General features: G+C 38.2%; 17 protein-coding genes and 1 pseudogene. 13 read left to right on the top strand and 5 right to left on the bottom strand.

What is annotated here, in order from left to right:
- Positions 1-86: 86 nt before the first annotated feature.
- Positions 87-662 carry a helix-turn-helix domain-containing protein gene (locus OWR28_RS17935; RefSeq protein WP_332387855.1) on the bottom strand — a complete coding sequence of 192 codons (576 nt, stop codon included), beginning with the start codon at positions 660-662 and terminating at the stop codon, positions 87-89.
- 188 nt (positions 663-850) lie between these two features.
- Between OWR28_RS17935 and OWR28_RS17940 the strand changes: the two genes are divergently transcribed.
- From OWR28_RS17940 to OWR28_RS18000, 13 genes are all read left to right on the top strand, one after another.
- Positions 851-1,723 carry a type II CAAX endopeptidase family protein gene (locus OWR28_RS17940; protein ID WP_332387856.1) on the top strand — a complete coding sequence of 291 codons (873 nt, stop codon included), beginning with the start codon at positions 851-853 and terminating at the stop codon, positions 1,721-1,723.
- A gap of 149 nt (positions 1,724-1,872) precedes the next feature.
- Positions 1,873-2,508 (top strand): LysE family translocator, encoded by a 636-nt coding sequence (locus tag OWR28_RS17945; protein WP_332387857.1) that lies wholly within the window; start codon positions 1,873-1,875, stop codon positions 2,506-2,508.
- Between the two features lie 176 nt (positions 2,509-2,684).
- Complete coding sequence (locus OWR28_RS17950) at positions 2,685-3,548, top strand: helix-turn-helix domain-containing protein (RefSeq protein ID WP_332387858.1); 864 nt, start codon at positions 2,685-2,687, stop codon at positions 3,546-3,548.
- An 87-nt stretch (positions 3,549-3,635) separates the two neighbouring features.
- Complete coding sequence (locus OWR28_RS17955; RefSeq protein WP_332387859.1) at positions 3,636-4,271, top strand: FAD-binding oxidoreductase; 636 nt, start codon at positions 3,636-3,638, stop codon at positions 4,269-4,271.
- 374 nt (positions 4,272-4,645) lie between these two features.
- The gene (locus tag OWR28_RS17960) at positions 4,646-5,221 is read left to right on the top strand and encodes a TerD family protein (RefSeq protein ID WP_332387860.1); all 576 of its coding nucleotides are present in this window, start codon (positions 4,646-4,648) and stop codon (positions 5,219-5,221) included.
- A 209-nt stretch (positions 5,222-5,430) separates the two neighbouring features.
- A complete protein-coding gene (locus tag OWR28_RS17965) occupies positions 5,431-5,592 on the top strand; it encodes a hypothetical protein (RefSeq protein WP_332387861.1) in 162 nt (53 codons plus the stop codon).
- Between the two features lie 32 nt (positions 5,593-5,624).
- On the top strand, positions 5,625-5,885 hold the full coding sequence (locus OWR28_RS17970; protein ID WP_332387862.1) for a hypothetical protein: 261 nt from the start codon (positions 5,625-5,627) through the stop codon (positions 5,883-5,885).
- A 22-nt stretch (positions 5,886-5,907) separates the two neighbouring features.
- A complete protein-coding gene (locus tag OWR28_RS17975) occupies positions 5,908-6,546 on the top strand; it encodes a vWA domain-containing protein (RefSeq protein ID WP_332387863.1) in 639 nt (212 codons plus the stop codon).
- A 2-nt stretch (positions 6,547-6,548) separates the two neighbouring features.
- Positions 6,549-7,187, top strand: a complete 639-nt coding sequence (locus OWR28_RS17980; protein WP_332387864.1) for a vWA domain-containing protein — start codon at positions 6,549-6,551, stop codon at positions 7,185-7,187.
- A gap of 104 nt (positions 7,188-7,291) precedes the next feature.
- Complete coding sequence (locus OWR28_RS17985) at positions 7,292-8,218, top strand: protein phosphatase 2C domain-containing protein (protein ID WP_332387865.1); 927 nt, start codon at positions 7,292-7,294, stop codon at positions 8,216-8,218.
- 44 nt (positions 8,219-8,262) lie between these two features.
- A complete protein-coding gene (locus OWR28_RS17990) occupies positions 8,263-8,751 on the top strand; it encodes a protein phosphatase 2C domain-containing protein (protein ID WP_494168485.1) in 489 nt (162 codons plus the stop codon).
- A 1-nt stretch (position 8,752) separates the two neighbouring features.
- Positions 8,753-10,264 (top strand): protein kinase domain-containing protein, encoded by a 1,512-nt coding sequence (locus OWR28_RS17995; protein WP_332387866.1) that lies wholly within the window; start codon positions 8,753-8,755, stop codon positions 10,262-10,264.
- A gap of 8 nt (positions 10,265-10,272) precedes the next feature.
- Positions 10,273-11,286, top strand: coding sequence for a TerC/Alx family metal homeostasis membrane protein (locus OWR28_RS18000; protein ID WP_332387867.1), 1,014 nt, complete (start codon positions 10,273-10,275; stop codon positions 11,284-11,286).
- An 87-nt stretch (positions 11,287-11,373) separates the two neighbouring features.
- On the opposite strand, the gene OWR28_RS18005 is transcribed toward OWR28_RS18000, so the two are convergent.
- From OWR28_RS18005 to OWR28_RS18020, 4 genes and pseudogenes are all read right to left on the bottom strand, one after another.
- Positions 11,374-11,952, bottom strand: a complete 579-nt coding sequence (locus OWR28_RS18005) for an NAD(P)H-dependent oxidoreductase (protein ID WP_332387868.1) — start codon at positions 11,950-11,952, stop codon at positions 11,374-11,376.
- Positions 11,949-12,971 carry a saccharopine dehydrogenase gene (locus OWR28_RS18010; protein ID WP_332387869.1) on the bottom strand — a complete coding sequence of 341 codons (1,023 nt, stop codon included), beginning with the start codon at positions 12,969-12,971 and terminating at the stop codon, positions 11,949-11,951. Before OWR28_RS18010 ends, OWR28_RS18005 begins: the two co-directional genes overlap by 4 nt.
- Positions 12,972-13,023: 52 nt before the next feature.
- A complete protein-coding gene (locus OWR28_RS18015; protein WP_332387870.1) occupies positions 13,024-13,590 on the bottom strand; it encodes a Crp/Fnr family transcriptional regulator in 567 nt (188 codons plus the stop codon).
- A gap of 291 nt (positions 13,591-13,881) precedes the next feature.
- Positions 13,882-15,670 (bottom strand): annotated as a pseudogene (locus tag OWR28_RS18020) (aminopeptidase P family protein).
- Positions 15,671-15,707 lie beyond the last annotated feature (37 nt).

Genomic DNA, 15,707 nt, shown 5'->3' on the forward strand with positions numbered 1-15,707 from the left:
ATTATTTTTTTGACAAAGGTTAGATTTTTAACAGATTTTTCATTAAAAACTAACCCGACAAAAACCCGACAAAGTCCTGACAGGAGTTATATCATACTGAATTTCAATCTGAAAAAGAGTTTTTTATTCCTGTCTATTTCGGCAGCATTACGAAGGATAATAAATACATTGGAAAGAACAATCAGGATCATAAGGACAAGGGTAAACTGTTTTCCGAACTTTAGAAAGATTCCGAGCATGAAGGTAATGGGCGCCATTACCGTCCAGATCATCTGCACCGAAATGATCTGTCTTGCCAGACTGTTGTTCTGCTTCAGGGTAAACATCAGGATCAGCGGAACAAAAATATTCAGTGGAGGCAAAAGTGTGAAGATGAGTGATGAAAGGTTGATGATTTTGATATAAGAATAATTGATCCGGGGATCCTTGTTTTCTTCATCTGTTTTTTCAAGCTCAGTATTTTCATTGATAGATTGTGCCCGGGTATGCAGTAATTCAGATTCTTCTATTTCCAAAACCTGCGCCAGCGCTCTCAGAGTATGTCCTTTGGGCTCTGTTCCGGATTCTATACGCTGAATGGTCCTTACAGAAATCTTTGATTTTTCTGACAGCTCCTCCTGGGTCAGATTTTTTTGTTCTCTTATGGCTTTTAGTCTGGACATGTTCTAAGGTAATTCGGAAAAAATTGTTTTGGCTAATTTACAGTTTTCCATTATTAAAAAACAGAAGATCTTTTTTATAAACTGAACAGTGCTAAAATTATTATTCATATAAGAAATAAGTGTACTTTTATTAAAAAAATAACCTGCTATTTTTCAACTATTTATAAACTTCAACACCAGATCAGTTTATGGAAAATACAATATCTAAATCCGAAATCAGGAAGAATATTGCCACTTACCTGTGTCTTACCCTGCTTTTCTGTCTTCCGGTCTATTATATGTGTATCCGTACCGGGAAACTCGGTGGCGGAATTATATCTTACGCTACTATTGTAATGTGGTGTCCTGCCATTGCGGCACTTCTTACCTGCCGTATCCGGAAAATACCTGTTTCTTCCCTGGGCTGGAAATGGGGTCTTACGAAATACCAGATCATGGCTTACTGCATTCCTGTTCTTTACAGCCTGGTTCCTTACCTCATCATCTGGATCAGTGGAGCGGGCAGGTTTTATAATCATCAGTTTATAGCAGAAGCGGGTAAAGGTATGGGCTGGAGTCTTTCTGATGGCCAGACTTTGATCCTGTACATTATTCTGATGAGCAGCTTTGGGATGGTGCGTTCCGTAGGCTCGGCATTGGGTGAGGAAATAGGCTGGCGGGGCCTTCTCACTCCGCAGCTGGCCAAGATTAATTCTTATACCGTTACCTCCCTATGGATGGGACTTATATGGTCTCTCTATCATTATCCTCTTCTCCTGTTTTCCAATTATAACACGGGCGGTCCCAAATGGCTGGCTCTTTTATGTTTTACAGTGATGATATTCGCATCTTGCTTTATTTTCACGTGGCTGCGGTTAAAATCCGGAAGTTTATGGACCGGAGCTATTTTACATGCCAGCCATAACCTGTTTATACAGTCTATTTTTACACCACTTACTGCAGATACCGGAAATACCAATTATTATATTGATGAATTTGGCATTGCTCTTCCCATTGCGACTGCTGTTGTTGCTTATTTCTTTTGGAGAAAGAGGAAGGAATTGCCTGAAAGGGGATACTGAAGATACTCTTCTTTCTGCTTAACCCTATTAATCAAAGATCCCGGGGAAATAAAATTGATTGGGTGAAAATTAATATTTCTTTTTTATAATATAGGTTCACAGACAGTCTGTATCTTTGTGCCGGGGATACTTCCGTTTAACTACTACCTATGATTCCAATTCACGAACTTATATTTTTCATCCTGGCTGCACTGATCTTAGTGATCAGTCCCGGTCCTAATATGATTTACCTGATTTCAAAGTCTATAACACAAGGGAAAAAGTCCGGGTTTATTTCCCTGGCCGGAGTAGTGTGTGGATTTTTATTCCACATTATCATGGTATCTTTTGGACTTACTGCGGTTTTGCTGGCCGTTCCGCTGGCTTACACCGTTCTTAAAGCTGTGGGAACTGTTTACCTTTTATATCTGGCCTGTCAGGCTATAAAACCAAAGAGCAGGAATATTTTTGATGTTGATAAAAATACTGCCCATGACAGCCCAAAAAAGCTTTTTACCATAGGTTTTTTAACGAATGTATTAAATCCTAAAGTAGCCGTCTTTTACTTGTCTTTCTTTCCTCAGTTCATCAAACCTGCGTATGGTTCCGTATTCACGCAGAGTCTTGAGCTTGGAGTTATTCAGGTTCTGATCAGCTTCAGCATTAACTTTATCATTGTATTAACTGCTGCAAGAGTTGCCCTGTTCTTTTCCAGTAATCCGGTCTGGATAAAGGTTCAGAAATGGTTTATGGCCAGTGTATTGACTTATCTGGCTATAAAAATGGCTTTTTCAAAAGCAAAATAAAATCCGGAACAGGTTTCTTTCTGTCCCGGATTCCGGTGTATATTCATATAAAATCTGATCTAAAGAAAAACATGATCATTATTTACCGCGAATTTGAGATTAATATCCGGAACATAAAACAGTGAAAATACGTAATTTTGTGGTTGCGCATTATCCTCATTACAACAGGCTCAGCAATGAAACAGACAATTCCCACTTATGATCTGAGTGGTATTTCCGACCACAGATTCCATATCAAAAGAATGGATAAATGGAATGAGAAGCCTGAAGAAGCTCTCATGGACAAAGGAATACACCGGGACAGCCATTATATTTTCACCTGTATGGAAAGCGGCCACGTAAGAATGATGGTGGATTTCAGAACCATAGAAGCAAAAGATTCCACTATTTTCTGTGTATTGCCCGGGCAGGTGCATCAGGGGCTTTTAATGAATGATGTAACCGGATGGTTTGTCGCTGTTAAAGCAGAACTTGTTCCCGATGCCGTACGGTCTTTTTTTGATGAATCCCTGGTTGAAATACAACCTCTGTCTGTTGATAAGAAACTTATCGAAAAAATCAGCACAACAGCAGGGATGCTTCATGGTTCGTATACTCATGAAATGCTGTCTGCCAAAGAAGGCTTTCTGATTGTTCAGTCTTTCCTCAATGCCTTCCTGGGAATGTTTACGATGATGTATTCCCAGAAAAATAATTTTCCTGTTTCTAACGAAAGCCGTGCTTTACAACTATCAAGAGCATTCAGGATTCTGGTCAGAAAGAAGTTCAAAACCCTGAAAAGTCCATCCGAGTACGCAGAACTCCTGAATATTACGAGGGGTTATTTAACAGAAACAGTCCGCGAGGTAACTGGAAAGCCTGCCCAGCACTGGATTCATCAGGAGATTTTAATTGAAGCCAAAAGATTACTGGTTTTTACCAATCTGAGCGTAAAAGAGGTGGCTTATGAGCTTGGGTATAGTGATCATACCTACTTCAGCCGTTTATTTTCAAAACTGGAAAGCCAGTCACCTTCAGAATTCCGGAATCAAAACCATTAACCCCAACCACGAATAGTCCAATTAATTCCCCGAAACCGCTATCGGTATTTTCTGATTTTGCAACGTCCTTTGCAATAAAAATCACTTATGCCAAGCTTACCTAAATGGATCAACGACACCGTAGAAAGTGTCTGGTCCTCAAAATTTAAAGACTGTACCGTTAACCGTATAGAAAAAATCACGAAAGATATACGCCGTGTACATTTTGAGACAGATTTACAGGATGTCCCTTATGAACCTGGTTATGCAATAGGGATAAGGATCAATGACAGGGATTTCCGGAATTATTCACCATTCAACTTCAACAGGGAGGCCGGAACTTTCGATGTGTTGTTTCATTTGCATGATGCCGGTGCTGTGGGAAGCAGTTTTGTAACCCGGCTCAGTGAAGGAGATTCTATAAAAGTGCTGATGCCAAGAGGAAAACAGTTTTACATCCCTCATGCAAGAATTCATTTTTCTGTAGGTGATGAAACATCATTGGGAAGCTCAATCTCCATCAAAGAAGCTACTGAGGAATGTGGTTCAGTCTTTATCTGCCTTCATGAGCTGGAGGAAGGTTCTGCTCTTGAAAAACTGAATTTGTACGGCTATCACAGTCCTAAAAACAATACCATGAGAATGATCGAGGCACTGAATGATTTTCTGACAGAAGAAAAAGAAGCTGTTAGCGATGATGAAGTTATTTTTACCTTACCGGAAACGGAGGACGAATGTCATTGATCAGGAAATTCCTTAAAGCCAGAGGGGTATCCCCGAAATGCATAAAATCGCAGGCGTATTGGATTGAGGGGAAAAAAGGGTTGTAAAATCATTTACACCTATTTTTATAAACTCTATATCTGTAATGTAAAGCCTCCCTTGCAGATTAATATTCTGACCTAAGAAAAGCACGATAGTATACCCTATTGTGCTTTTCTTATATATCTTATCATGAAAAATGAATAATCTGCATACACTCTAAATTTACCTGCCTATGATATCGTTACGGTTTTCCGTAATGATTGTTAATATGATGTATTTACTTTTACCACATCAGAAAGTTAAAAACTTTTCAATAAAGACAAACTTTGAATTATAAAACTTAAACAGATTATATGGCAATTAATTTACAAAAAGGTCAGAAAATTAATATCGGATTAAATAATATGACCATTGGCCTGGGCTGGGATCCTAATGAAGGAACCGGTTATGACTTTGATTTGGATGCATCCGCTTTTATGATCAACGAAGAGAGGCTTATCCCTTCAGACCCTTTTTTTATTTTTTATGGAAACACAGAATCCCCGGACGGAGCATTGGTACATACAGGTGATGACCCTGATGGAAAATCGAGTGATGGGGATGATGATGAGTCCATCATAGTTAATCTTTCAAAAATTGATCCTCGGATCACTGAGATATTATTTGTTGTAACGATTCATGAAGCTGATATAAGAAAACAGAACTACGGACAGGTACGCAACTCATACATCAGAATTGTTGACAATTCTACCGGACAGGAAATAGCCAAATACGAGCTGGGTGAAGACTTTTCTATTGAGACTGCTATCGAATTCGGACGCCTTTACAAAAAGAATGAGCAGTGGAAATTTGAAGCTTCCGGCATCGGATACAGAGAGGACCTTGCCTTTTTTCTATCAAAGTACTATAAAGGAAACATTATAAAATAAAAACCATGTCTATTAATCTACAAAAAATCACCATTGAAAAAAAGGGAGATATCCATTCTATTGACCTTACCAAACCTGAAATTTCTAAAAAGGAAATTATCATTAATCTCAACTGGTCCCAACCTCAACAAAAAAAGGATTTTTCTCAAGTCTATTAGGAGGAAACAGCAGCATTGATCTGGATCTAGGATGTTTTTATGAACTGAACAATGGACAGAAAGATTGTATCGATGGATTACAGTTTGCCAATGGCAAAGGAGGTTCAAGAGATAAACTTACCAGGCAAGGAAGGTACAGCGATGCACCTTTTGTCTGGCATACCGGAGATGACCGTGGCGCTCATGCCGGATCAGGTGAAAACATACTTGTAAACCCCGTTGGCATCAACAGTCTTAAAAGAATTGTGATCTACTGTTTTATTTATGATGGTGCTGCCAGATGGAATGAAACGAATGGGATCATCAATATAAAAGTTTCAGGAAATCCTGATATAGAGGTTGAAATGGGTAAACAAAATGACTCAAGAAAATTTTGTGCTATTGCTGAAATCCTTTTTTCCCCTCATTCTATGCAAGTAAAAAAACTGGTAACCTTTCATAATTCTCACGCAGACTGTGATAAAACGTACCGTTGGGGAATGAAATGGGCTCCGGGATCTAAATAATAATCAAAAAACAATAAAAACTATGAGAAGACTTCCTGTATACTTACTTCTGGATACCTCGGGCTCGATGACTGGTGAGCCCATTGAAGCCGTTAAAAATGGAGTTCAAATGATGCTTCATTCGCTCCGTCAGAATCCTCAGGCAATAGAAACAGCTTATGTAAGTATCATTACTTTTGACAGCCAGGCCAATCAAATTATTCCTTTAACCGATCTAGCCTCTTTTCAAATGCTTGACCTAAAAGCTTCTGGTACAACTTCATTAGGAGCTGCCCTAAGTCTGTTAGCAGATAAAATGCAGTCAGAAATCATCAAGACGACAACGGAACAAAAAGGAGACTGGAAACCTTTAACTTTTATCATGACCGATGGTGTACCTACTGATAACTGGCAAACCGGATATCAGAAACTGAAATCCGTCAATAAAGGGCTGATTGTAGGATGTGCTGCCGGACAGGGAGCAGAGGATGCTGTGTTAAAACAGATTACCGAAGCTACAGTAAGATTAGATAATGCAGATTCTGAAAGTATTTCAAAATTCTTTCAGTGGGTAACAGCATCTATTTCAACCACTTCAACCAAAGTGGAAACAACAGGAGTAGAACTGGCAGGAATAGATCAGCTGCCTCCACCACCATCTGAACTGATAATTGTGGCTTAGATATGAACAGAAGATTATTGGCTTATTTTCTGCTGGATACTTCCGGCTCAATGAGAGGAGAACCGATACAGGCACTTAATAATGGCTTCAACGGGCTTATCAGTATGCTTCGTTCAGATCCGCAAGCAATGGAATCTCTTTACATAAGTGTTATCACTTATAATCGTGAAGTGAACAATATTGTGCCTCTTATTGATCTTGCAAGTTATCAGCCTGTAGAAATAACATGTCCGGACAGCGGCCCCACGCATACAGGGGAAGCTCTTGCTATAATGTGTGATCTTGTCAGTAAAGAAATAGTAAAAGGCTCCCTGATCCATAAAGGGGACTGGAAGCCTTTACTCTTTGTTTTTACGGATGGGAAACCATCTGATATTCAAAAGTACAGAGAAATACTCCCCGATGTTAAAAAGCTTGATTTCGGAGTTATTGTAGGTTGTGCTGCCGGTCCTGAAGCAGAAATAAGTTTTTTGCAGGAACTTACCAGTAATGTTGTTAAACTTGAATCTACGGATTCCAGTACACTGGCTACTTTCTTTAAGTGGGTAAGCACTTCCATTGAAATGGGTGGGAAATCTCAGGGAACCGACGAAACAATGGTATTGCCTCCTCCACCAGCAGAGCTCAATATTATTGTATAAAATATAACGATTGTCTGACTGATTTCAGCATCATTGAAAAACAGAAAAAATCCGGAATTGAGTTTCAAAAGATGAATTTGATGATAACAGAACATGAGAATAATATGGAAACATTTTTAAAAGGCATTCTAAAAGATTTTGAGATTGAAGAAAATAAGATTGTAGAAACCACGATCTCCAAACTCAGACAAAATGCAAAAGTAAGCGACCTTGAAAAGTCGATGCATTCAATAAAAAAACAGGTTTTAGAAATCTTCAATATGTACAGAGATAAAGAGGAGTTTAAAGAAAAATATATTGCTATTCCCAATGCCAATGCAAAAAAAGAATATCAATATTCATTCAATACAGGTGAATTTCCGAATATAGTTATCCGTGAAATTAAAAATCTGGATATTGTAGGACTGCAGTTTGATCATGAAAAATCTTGTATTACAGGAACTCCCATAATGGCTAATACTATTGATATCCAAATTGTATTTTATAACATAAATGATAAAAATGAAACAGATGACATTAAAATCATTCCATTTGTAGTCAATGCAGATCCAAAAGATCTTTGGATAGATAAACCCAGTGATAAAGGCAGTAGATTCGCCAAATCAGATACCGCAACCCTGTCTGCAAAATTTCTGGATAAAAAAATTGTGATTGCTTCAAAAAGAGGCCGTTCACATGCCCATTCAGGAGCATTCAGAGATGATGATTTTCATCTGCTTGAATTGCCTGACAACTGGGCGGTCATTGCCGTAGCTGATGGAGCGGGATCTGCCCAATATGCACGAATGGGTTCAAAAATAGCAACCGAATATATCACAAAAAGCTTTGATGATACTGAACTGCTGCAGCAGCTTTCTGAACACATCATTGATTTTTTCAGTGAACACTCAGTAAACGATCCAGAAAAAACAGAACCCCAAAATACAATTGATGATATTCCGCAAGAGAATAAAGATAAAAATGAAAATCCGGAGGAGGACTGCAGACTGCAAAAAAATCAGCCATTATCAATATTCTTTACAAAAATATAAGAAATCTTCATCATGAGCTTAAAAATTTTGCTGGCCAGGAATCTATACATATCAAAGACCTCAATACTACAATCATCTTTGCCCTAATAAAAAAATTTGATTTCGGCTATGTGATACTTAGTTTTGGAGTGGGTGACTGTCCTATCAATATCATGACTGATCAACATGAAAAAGTACATCTTTTAAATTTTCTTGATGTAGGTGATGTAGGAGGCGCCACCCGCTTTATTACCATGGGAGAAATATTTTCAAGCCCGGATATGGGAGCACGTTTTGGCATCAACTGTTTTGAAGATTTCTCAAAATTATTCCTGATGACAGATGGAATATATGACCCTAAATTCCTGGTAGAAAGCAAATTGGAGAACATTGACAACTGGAAAAAATTTCTAAGAGATCTTGATGGGGAGAATGAAGAGCTGGTGAAAGTTGACTTTGAAGAAGATTCTGATATCGAAGCCCAACTCCTTCATTGGATGGACTTTTGGAGCAAAGGGAATCACGATGACAGAACACTCGCTATAATTTACTGATATGAATATTATAAAGGTAAAATCAGTCATTAATCCATCAAAAAGTTACGAATACGTAGATGATGGAAATCCTAAAGTGGGAGGTGTAAAAGATGTCTATTTTTCACCAGACAAAAAATATGCAGTCGCTTTCTTTCGTGATTTTATAGATTTCAACCATAAAGAAAGTATTAAAAAAATTGTCACCTTATACCACAACAATATCAAAAACGGGAATTCATCTGGATATTTTTTAGATGAAATCTACAGATGGCCATATGATGCGGTTGAAAAAAATGGAAAATGGGGAGTAATTGTTCCTTTCTATAGTGGTAAATTTTTCTTTAAAAAAGGATATACAGCCAATGAAACGATCAAAAATGGTGAAAAAGTTGGAAAATGGTTTACAACTGCCTCCTTCAGAAACAAACAATATCCTTTATCCCTTGACCGTTCTGAACTGGGAGATTGGTTAAGTTATTTTCAGATTGCCATTAATATTTCCAGAGGGGTAAAAAAAATGCATCAAATGGGATTGGCCCATTCTGATCTTTCCTATAATAATGTGCTTGTAGATCCTGTCACAAAATCAGCATGCATCATAGATATTGATGGTCTGGTAGTACCGGGACTTATTCCTGCCAAAGTAATAGGGACTGCAGATTTTATAGCTCCCGAAGTTTTAAAGACCAAACATTTGAATATCGGAGATCCAAACAGGATTCTTCCCAATCAAAAAACAGATCTTCATGCCCTTCCTGTGCTTATCTATATGTATTTATTAAGGAGGCATCCTTTCAGGGGAGGGAAAATATGGGATCTCGATGCTGAAAAAGATGAAATATTGGCTATGGGAGAAAAAGCTGTTTTTATAGAGCATCCTGAAAATCCTATTAACCGCGTCAAAACAAATCATCTCAAAAAATGGAATATGTTCTGGGGAGACCCTAAGAAATTACCTTTTACCATTACGGGACCTTACCTGACAGAACTCTTTAAAAAAGCATTTATCGATGGTTTGCACAATCCTATTCTAAGGCCCATTGCCAATGAATGGGAAACAGCTCTTCTGAAAACAGTAGATCTGATCCAACCCTGCAGCAATCCGGATTGTGATGAAAAATGGTATGTCTTTGACAATACCTCTGCTCCCAGATGCCCTTTTTGTGGCACCCCTTACAAAGGAAGTTTACCCGTTATTGATCTGTATTATAAATTTAAAGATAATGTATGGAAACCTGAGAATCACAGACTGATGGTATACCATAATCAATATCTTTTTAAATGGCATGCGTCCAGAAAAGTAATCCGGAATGAAAGTCTCACCCCGGAAGATAAAAAACCCGTTGGTTATTTTACATTTTACCAAAACAAATGGATGCTGGTCAATCAGGGGCTGTCTTCTATGAAAGATCTGTCTGAGAATAAGGTTATCCCTGTTAATTCGATGGTCGAAATCAGGGACGGAAAGAAGATTATGCTTTCAGACGAAGAAGGAGGAAGACTGATGTATATTACTTTAACTCATAATTAATTCTTATTATGGATCAACAAAATATTATAGATTTACATCCAGGCCTTATCATCGGCTTTGCCTTACTTATCATGATAATGCTGTTGCTGGATCTGGGTGTTTTTAACAAAAAAGCCCATGAAGTTTCCACTAAAGAAGCAACAGCATGGTCAGTCATATGGATTTCACTATCAATGATTTTTTCAGGGGTTATCTACTGGATATTCGATCAGGATGAAGGAGGCAATGTGCTGGCCTTTGAGAAATTCACACAGTTCCAGGCTGCCTACTGGATAGAAAAAGCACTTTCCGTAGATAATCTGTTTGTTTTTATCCTTGTTTTCAGCTTTTTTAAAGTACCCAAATATCTGCATCATAAAGTATTGTTCTGGGGAATTATTGGCGCTTTAATTTTCAGAGCTATATTTATATTTGCCGGTATCGGAATCATACAGTTAACTTATCTTCCTGAGATACATATATTCGGTAAAGCAGTACAAATCAATATTGTAATGACTTTGTTTGGCCTATTTCTGATATATGCAGGAGTCAAGTCGTGGAAAGGAGATGATGATGATGAAAAAGATTTCAGTAATACTGCTGGTGCAAAACTCATAAAAAAATGCTGGAAAGTTTCTGACAATTATGACGGGGATCAATTTTTCACCATTCAGAACAGCGTTAAAATGGCTACTCCCCTCCTGATTGTAGTAGCTGTTATTGAATTTACTGACGTTTTATTCGCAGTGGATTCCATTCCTGCTATTTTTGCTATTTCAAAAGATCCTTTTATTCTCTATACCTCTAATATTTTTGCCATTCTGGGCTTAAGATCGTTATATTTCTTACTCGCAAATTTCATTCATATGTTTAGCAAACTGCCTTACGGGCTGGCTGTTATCTTAAGCTTCATTGGTGTTAAAATGCTGATATCTCCCTGGGTTCATATTCCATCACCCATATCTTTGGTAGTTGTCGCCGGAATACTCATTCTCTCAGTTCTTATATCTCTTCTTTTTCCGCAGAAAGAAGCAGCAACTTAAAATAACAGATATAAAAATACTATAGAAAAAATGTTATCCTTAATGGATATAACATTTTTTCTATAGTTTATCGGACTAAATCAAAACTCATTTTAAACTTCTACCCAATTCCTTCACTTTTTTCAGCCACTGAGCCCTCTGCTCATCTTTAGAATTCCGGATGATTCCGATGTAAGTAACCTTAACCGGTTTTACTCCGCAATATTCCAGGACAGATTTTCTAAGCTGATTAATGCTGGGCCTTCCAAAGAATAAACGGTAATACCAACCCGGCTGGTCTAATGTGGTAAGGATATGAGCCGTTTTTCCTTTCAGCAGTTTATCCCACCATACAGAGTTTTTTCTGAACTGATAGGCCATTCCCGGTAAAAACAGCCGGTCTATAAATCCTTTCATCAAGGCAGGAAGCCCACCCCACCAAACCGGATGAACCCAAACCATATGATCTGCCCATTGTATTATTTCCCAGGCCTTTAACAAATCCGGTTCAAGCTCCATCCTTTTCTGGTAGCCAAACTGCAGATTGGGATTGAAATTTAAATCTCTGATGATAATTTCCCTGACCTCAGCTCCTGATTCTGCTGCTCCCGCTTTATAAGCTTCTGCAATGACAAAATTGAAAGAGCCTTTATTGGGATGTCCGTTGATAATTGCTATTTTTTTCATTGTGTGACATTGATATTGATAGAATCATAGGCATTAAGCTGTTCCATTAATGATAAAGGATCATGCAGCTGATGACTGAAATATACATTGTTTTCATGTGGATTTCTCAGCAGTTCTTCGGCGTGCAGAACAGCAGACAAAGCGGTTAGTTCTGCCTGTCCTTTTTCACTCTGCAGACTCAGTTTCTTTTGTCCCGAAGGATCATCAACTACAATTTCAAAGACAGCCTGATCTCCGTTGCCACTCGATCCAAAAATCATTTTTCTTTCCTTTAAAGATAAAATATTGTAAATTCTGAGATATTGAAATGATCCCAACAGCCAGGTAATGAATTTTGAATTATAGGTCATTTTCACGCTCACATCAGAAATTCTTTCTATTTTGTTGAGAATGTACAAATCAGGTACATCGAAATTATAAGCACTTCTATTTCCTATTCCAAAGGAAAAATTAAAAACTTCTGTATCTAAAAAATGTCTGATGGAAACCGGTTTATCATTTTTATAATGCACAAAAGGAACCGCTACATTTTCTGCCATAAAGTGAGCTGAGCTCTCCCCTGCCAGATCTTTTACAGAATAATAGACAAAGAGCTTCACCTCATTAATATCATCTGAATCTGAAAGGGTATTAACCAACGCAGGAACAATTCCACCCATCCAGCCTGAACTGAAAACAATTCTGCTGTTGATATCTGACCTTCCGGCAATATCATAAGCCTTTACCAAAGCCGGGGTAGGCTTCGTAATATCCAGATAATCTATTTGGTGATTCATTGCGAAACGAAGTACATGATCTTCTTTATCATTTACAGAAAGAATAATGAGACGGATTTTCTTTTCCAAAATAACCTTAAGAGAAGAAGAATCTGTAACGTCGATTTTCAGGTCTTTGTCTGTTTTCCCGCCTTTTCTTCCCCCGATGAAAACAATAAGATGAGGATTTCTGGATGTAAGGATCCGGGATATTGCTTTTCCCACTAATCCGTTTCCTCCAATAATTAAAATATTTTGCTCCATAACTTTTTTGACAAAAGTATAGTGCATCTGTTTTAACAGACAGGACAAATGTCTAAAAAGAAATTTCCTTTCTGATACGGCTCAGGTGACGCTGTGTAATGCCAAGATAGGAAGCAAGATATTGCAGTGGGATTTTCTGAATATAATCAGGATGGTTCTTTAATAATGCTTCATACCGTTGCACTGCACTGTCCCTTTGAAGCTGAAAAAAACGGGTTTCAAGTTCAAGGTATTCCTGCTCCGCGATAATTTTTAAAAACTTTGTCCAGTTAAGGCTGTTCTGAACCAGTTCATCTACCGCATCTTTTTTAAGAATAATAAGTGCTGCACTGGTAATGGCCTGCATACTTTCTTTGCTCGGGCATCCTGAAATAAATGATGAATAGGCTGCAATCATATGGTTGGGAAACCTGAAGCAATACGTCATGTCCTTTCCATCATCAGAAGTATAAAAAGAACGGAAAATACCGGACTTCACCAGTCCAACTTCTTTACATTGCTGTCCTTCCTGTATGAAATAATCATTTTTACTGATGTGCCGGAACTCGGAAAGCTTCAGAAATGCTTCAATTTCGGTTTCAGAAAACAGATTAAAGCTTCGAAAATAGTCCCGTTCCATTATATTAAATTAGTTTTAGCGAAAATAAACAAAAAAAATCATCTCAGGACGAGATGATTTACCGCTTTGAATTTACTTGAGTTATTTATGAAGATATGAATGATGTTTTGTTGGTACAAATATAGGCCAGGCTCAGTTTTTATCCCTCAGTGGAATCCCTAGAATTATATCCGTAAAAATACGGTGGTGTACAAAAGAAAAGCCCTGCAGGAAATACCTTACAGGACTCTGGTTTATCTAACAATTCTTTTGTTTAAAGTTTAAAAATAAGGGTAAAGCAATGATTGTCATCTACTTTCCACCATTCATCATATTAAAGGGGCTTACCAATTGCAGGAACCATTCTTTAATCTCTCCATCCAAGTGAGGAGCAAGCTTTTCTTCACAGGTTTTGTGATAGCTGTTCAGCCATGCTATTTCACCTTCTGAAAGGATTTCCTTTACCACTGTATCTTTAAAGAATGGGCAGAATGTTAATGTTTCAAATTCATAGAATGTTCCATGAATTGTTTTTTCTGCTTCTTTTACAGCAATAAGGTTTTCATGACGGATTCCGTAATGGCCTTCAAGATAATATCCGGGCTCATTGGATAGCACCATTCCCGGCAGAAGCTCCTGAGGGTTCAGATCTTTTCTGATGTTCTGCGGACCTTCGTGTACGTTCATGAAGCTTCCTACTCCGTGTCCGGTTCCGTGGTTGAAATCTTTACCTTCCATCCATAACGGAAGTCTTGCGATGGCATCTAAGTGTACCCCTTTTGTTCCTTTCGGGAATTTCACCATTGATAATCGGATCAATCCCTGTAATACCAGTGTTGAGTTTCTTTTAAATTCTTCCGAAGGGGTTCCTAAAGCGAAAGTTCTTGTAATATCTGTAGTTCCTTCAAGGTACTGACCTCCCGAATCTACAAGAATAGTGTCCTCATTGGTTACTTCTTTGCTTCCTTCTTTTTGGCAGAATAATGCATGATGGCACCGTTATCTTTATATCCTACAATGGAACCGAAACTTTCTCCTACAAAGTTTTCTCCTTCTGCACGGAAGCTTCTGAGTTTCTCACCGATAGAATATTCGTTCATGGCTTCTTTTCCTGCATTGTGCGTCAACCAGTAAAGGAATTTCACCATAGCCACACCGTCTCTCACCATCACTTTTCTGAAACCTTCCAGCTCAGCTTCATTTTTTGAGCTTTCATTAGGTTACCGGGAACCGGAGCTTTGATAAACTGGTTATCAGCTTTTAATGTTTCAAAAATCAGCTGGTTGCTGTTTGGAGAAACCAGGACTTTTTCATTTTTGAAGTTCTTCAGATAATTGTAGAATTCTTCGTAAGGCATCATTTTCACAAAGGAATCATCCATTTGTTTTCTTGCCTCTACTTCCATTTTTTCCAATCCTGTGAACAGGACAGCATCATTTTTAGTGATAACAACATATCCTAAGAAAACAGGGTTACTGTCTACATCACTTCCTCTGAGGTTTAATGTCCATGCTACATCATCCAGACTTGATATGATGTGTACGGTAGCCTCCTGCTCTTCCATTTTCTGACGGATGGCAGCAAGTTTATCTGATACGGATTTACCTGCTCTTTCTACCGGATGTACAAAAATCGGGTTAGCAGATGGAGTTCCTCTGTCTTTCCATACTTCTTTTAAAAGCGGAAGATCTACAAGGGTAATATTCTTTGAATTAAATCTTTGAGAAAGCAGCTCCCAGTTGGCATTAGAAGCAGCCAAAGCATTTACTGCCACTGTACCGCCCGAAGCAATTTCTGAAATAATCCAGTCGATATAATTAGGGGTTCCTTCCATACCGTCTTTGAAAAGATCAATTCCGGAACCCTCCAGCTCAATCGCAGCTTGTGTAAAGTATCTTCCGTCTGTCCAGAGTCCGGCTTTATCTTTGGTCACCACCACAAAACCGGCAGAACCTAAGAAACCAGACAGCCAGGCTCTCTCCTGCCATTCTTCGGGAAGGTATTCGCTCATATGCGGGTCTGCAGAATATACAATAAATGCATCAACATTATTTTTCTGCATTTCTTCACGAAGCGCAGCAACTTTTTCCTTTGAAGTCATTCTTTTCTTTTTTAACCACCGAAAGTTACGAAAAATT

Source organism: Chryseobacterium sp. 1B4 (genome assembly GCF_036631475.1).
In the GTDB taxonomy this organism is placed as follows: domain Bacteria; phylum Bacteroidota; class Bacteroidia; order Flavobacteriales; family Weeksellaceae; genus Chryseobacterium.

Coding starts and splice junctions, on each gene's coding strand:
- OWR28_RS17960 (WP_332387860.1), top strand. CDS start 4,646: ATGGCAATTAATTTACAAAAAGGTCAGAAAATTAATATCGGATTAAAT.
- OWR28_RS18010 (WP_332387869.1), bottom strand. CDS start 12,971: ATGGAGCAAAATATTTTAATTATTGGAGGAAACGGATTAGTGGGAAAA.
- OWR28_RS17935 (WP_332387855.1), bottom strand. CDS start 662: ATGTCCAGACTAAAAGCCATAAGAGAACAAAAAAATCTGACCCAGGAG.
- OWR28_RS17995 (WP_332387866.1), top strand. CDS start 8,753: ATGAATATTATAAAGGTAAAATCAGTCATTAATCCATCAAAAAGTTAC.
- OWR28_RS17950 (WP_332387858.1), top strand. CDS start 2,685: ATGAAACAGACAATTCCCACTTATGATCTGAGTGGTATTTCCGACCAC.
- OWR28_RS18000 (WP_332387867.1), top strand. CDS start 10,273: ATGGATCAACAAAATATTATAGATTTACATCCAGGCCTTATCATCGGC.
- OWR28_RS18015 (WP_332387870.1), bottom strand. CDS start 13,590: ATGGAACGGGACTATTTTCGAAGCTTTAATCTGTTTTCTGAAACCGAA.
- OWR28_RS17975 (WP_332387863.1), top strand. CDS start 5,908: ATGAGAAGACTTCCTGTATACTTACTTCTGGATACCTCGGGCTCGATG.
- OWR28_RS18005 (WP_332387868.1), bottom strand. CDS start 11,952: ATGAAAAAAATAGCAATTATCAACGGACATCCCAATAAAGGCTCTTTC.
- OWR28_RS17980 (WP_332387864.1), top strand. CDS start 6,549: ATGAACAGAAGATTATTGGCTTATTTTCTGCTGGATACTTCCGGCTCA.
- OWR28_RS17985 (WP_332387865.1), top strand. CDS start 7,292: ATGGAAACATTTTTAAAAGGCATTCTAAAAGATTTTGAGATTGAAGAA.
- OWR28_RS17965 (WP_332387861.1), top strand. CDS start 5,431: ATGGACAGAAAGATTGTATCGATGGATTACAGTTTGCCAATGGCAAAG.
- OWR28_RS17955 (WP_332387859.1), top strand. CDS start 3,636: ATGCCAAGCTTACCTAAATGGATCAACGACACCGTAGAAAGTGTCTGG.
- OWR28_RS17940 (WP_332387856.1), top strand. CDS start 851: ATGGAAAATACAATATCTAAATCCGAAATCAGGAAGAATATTGCCACT.
- OWR28_RS17945 (WP_332387857.1), top strand. CDS start 1,873: ATGATTCCAATTCACGAACTTATATTTTTCATCCTGGCTGCACTGATC.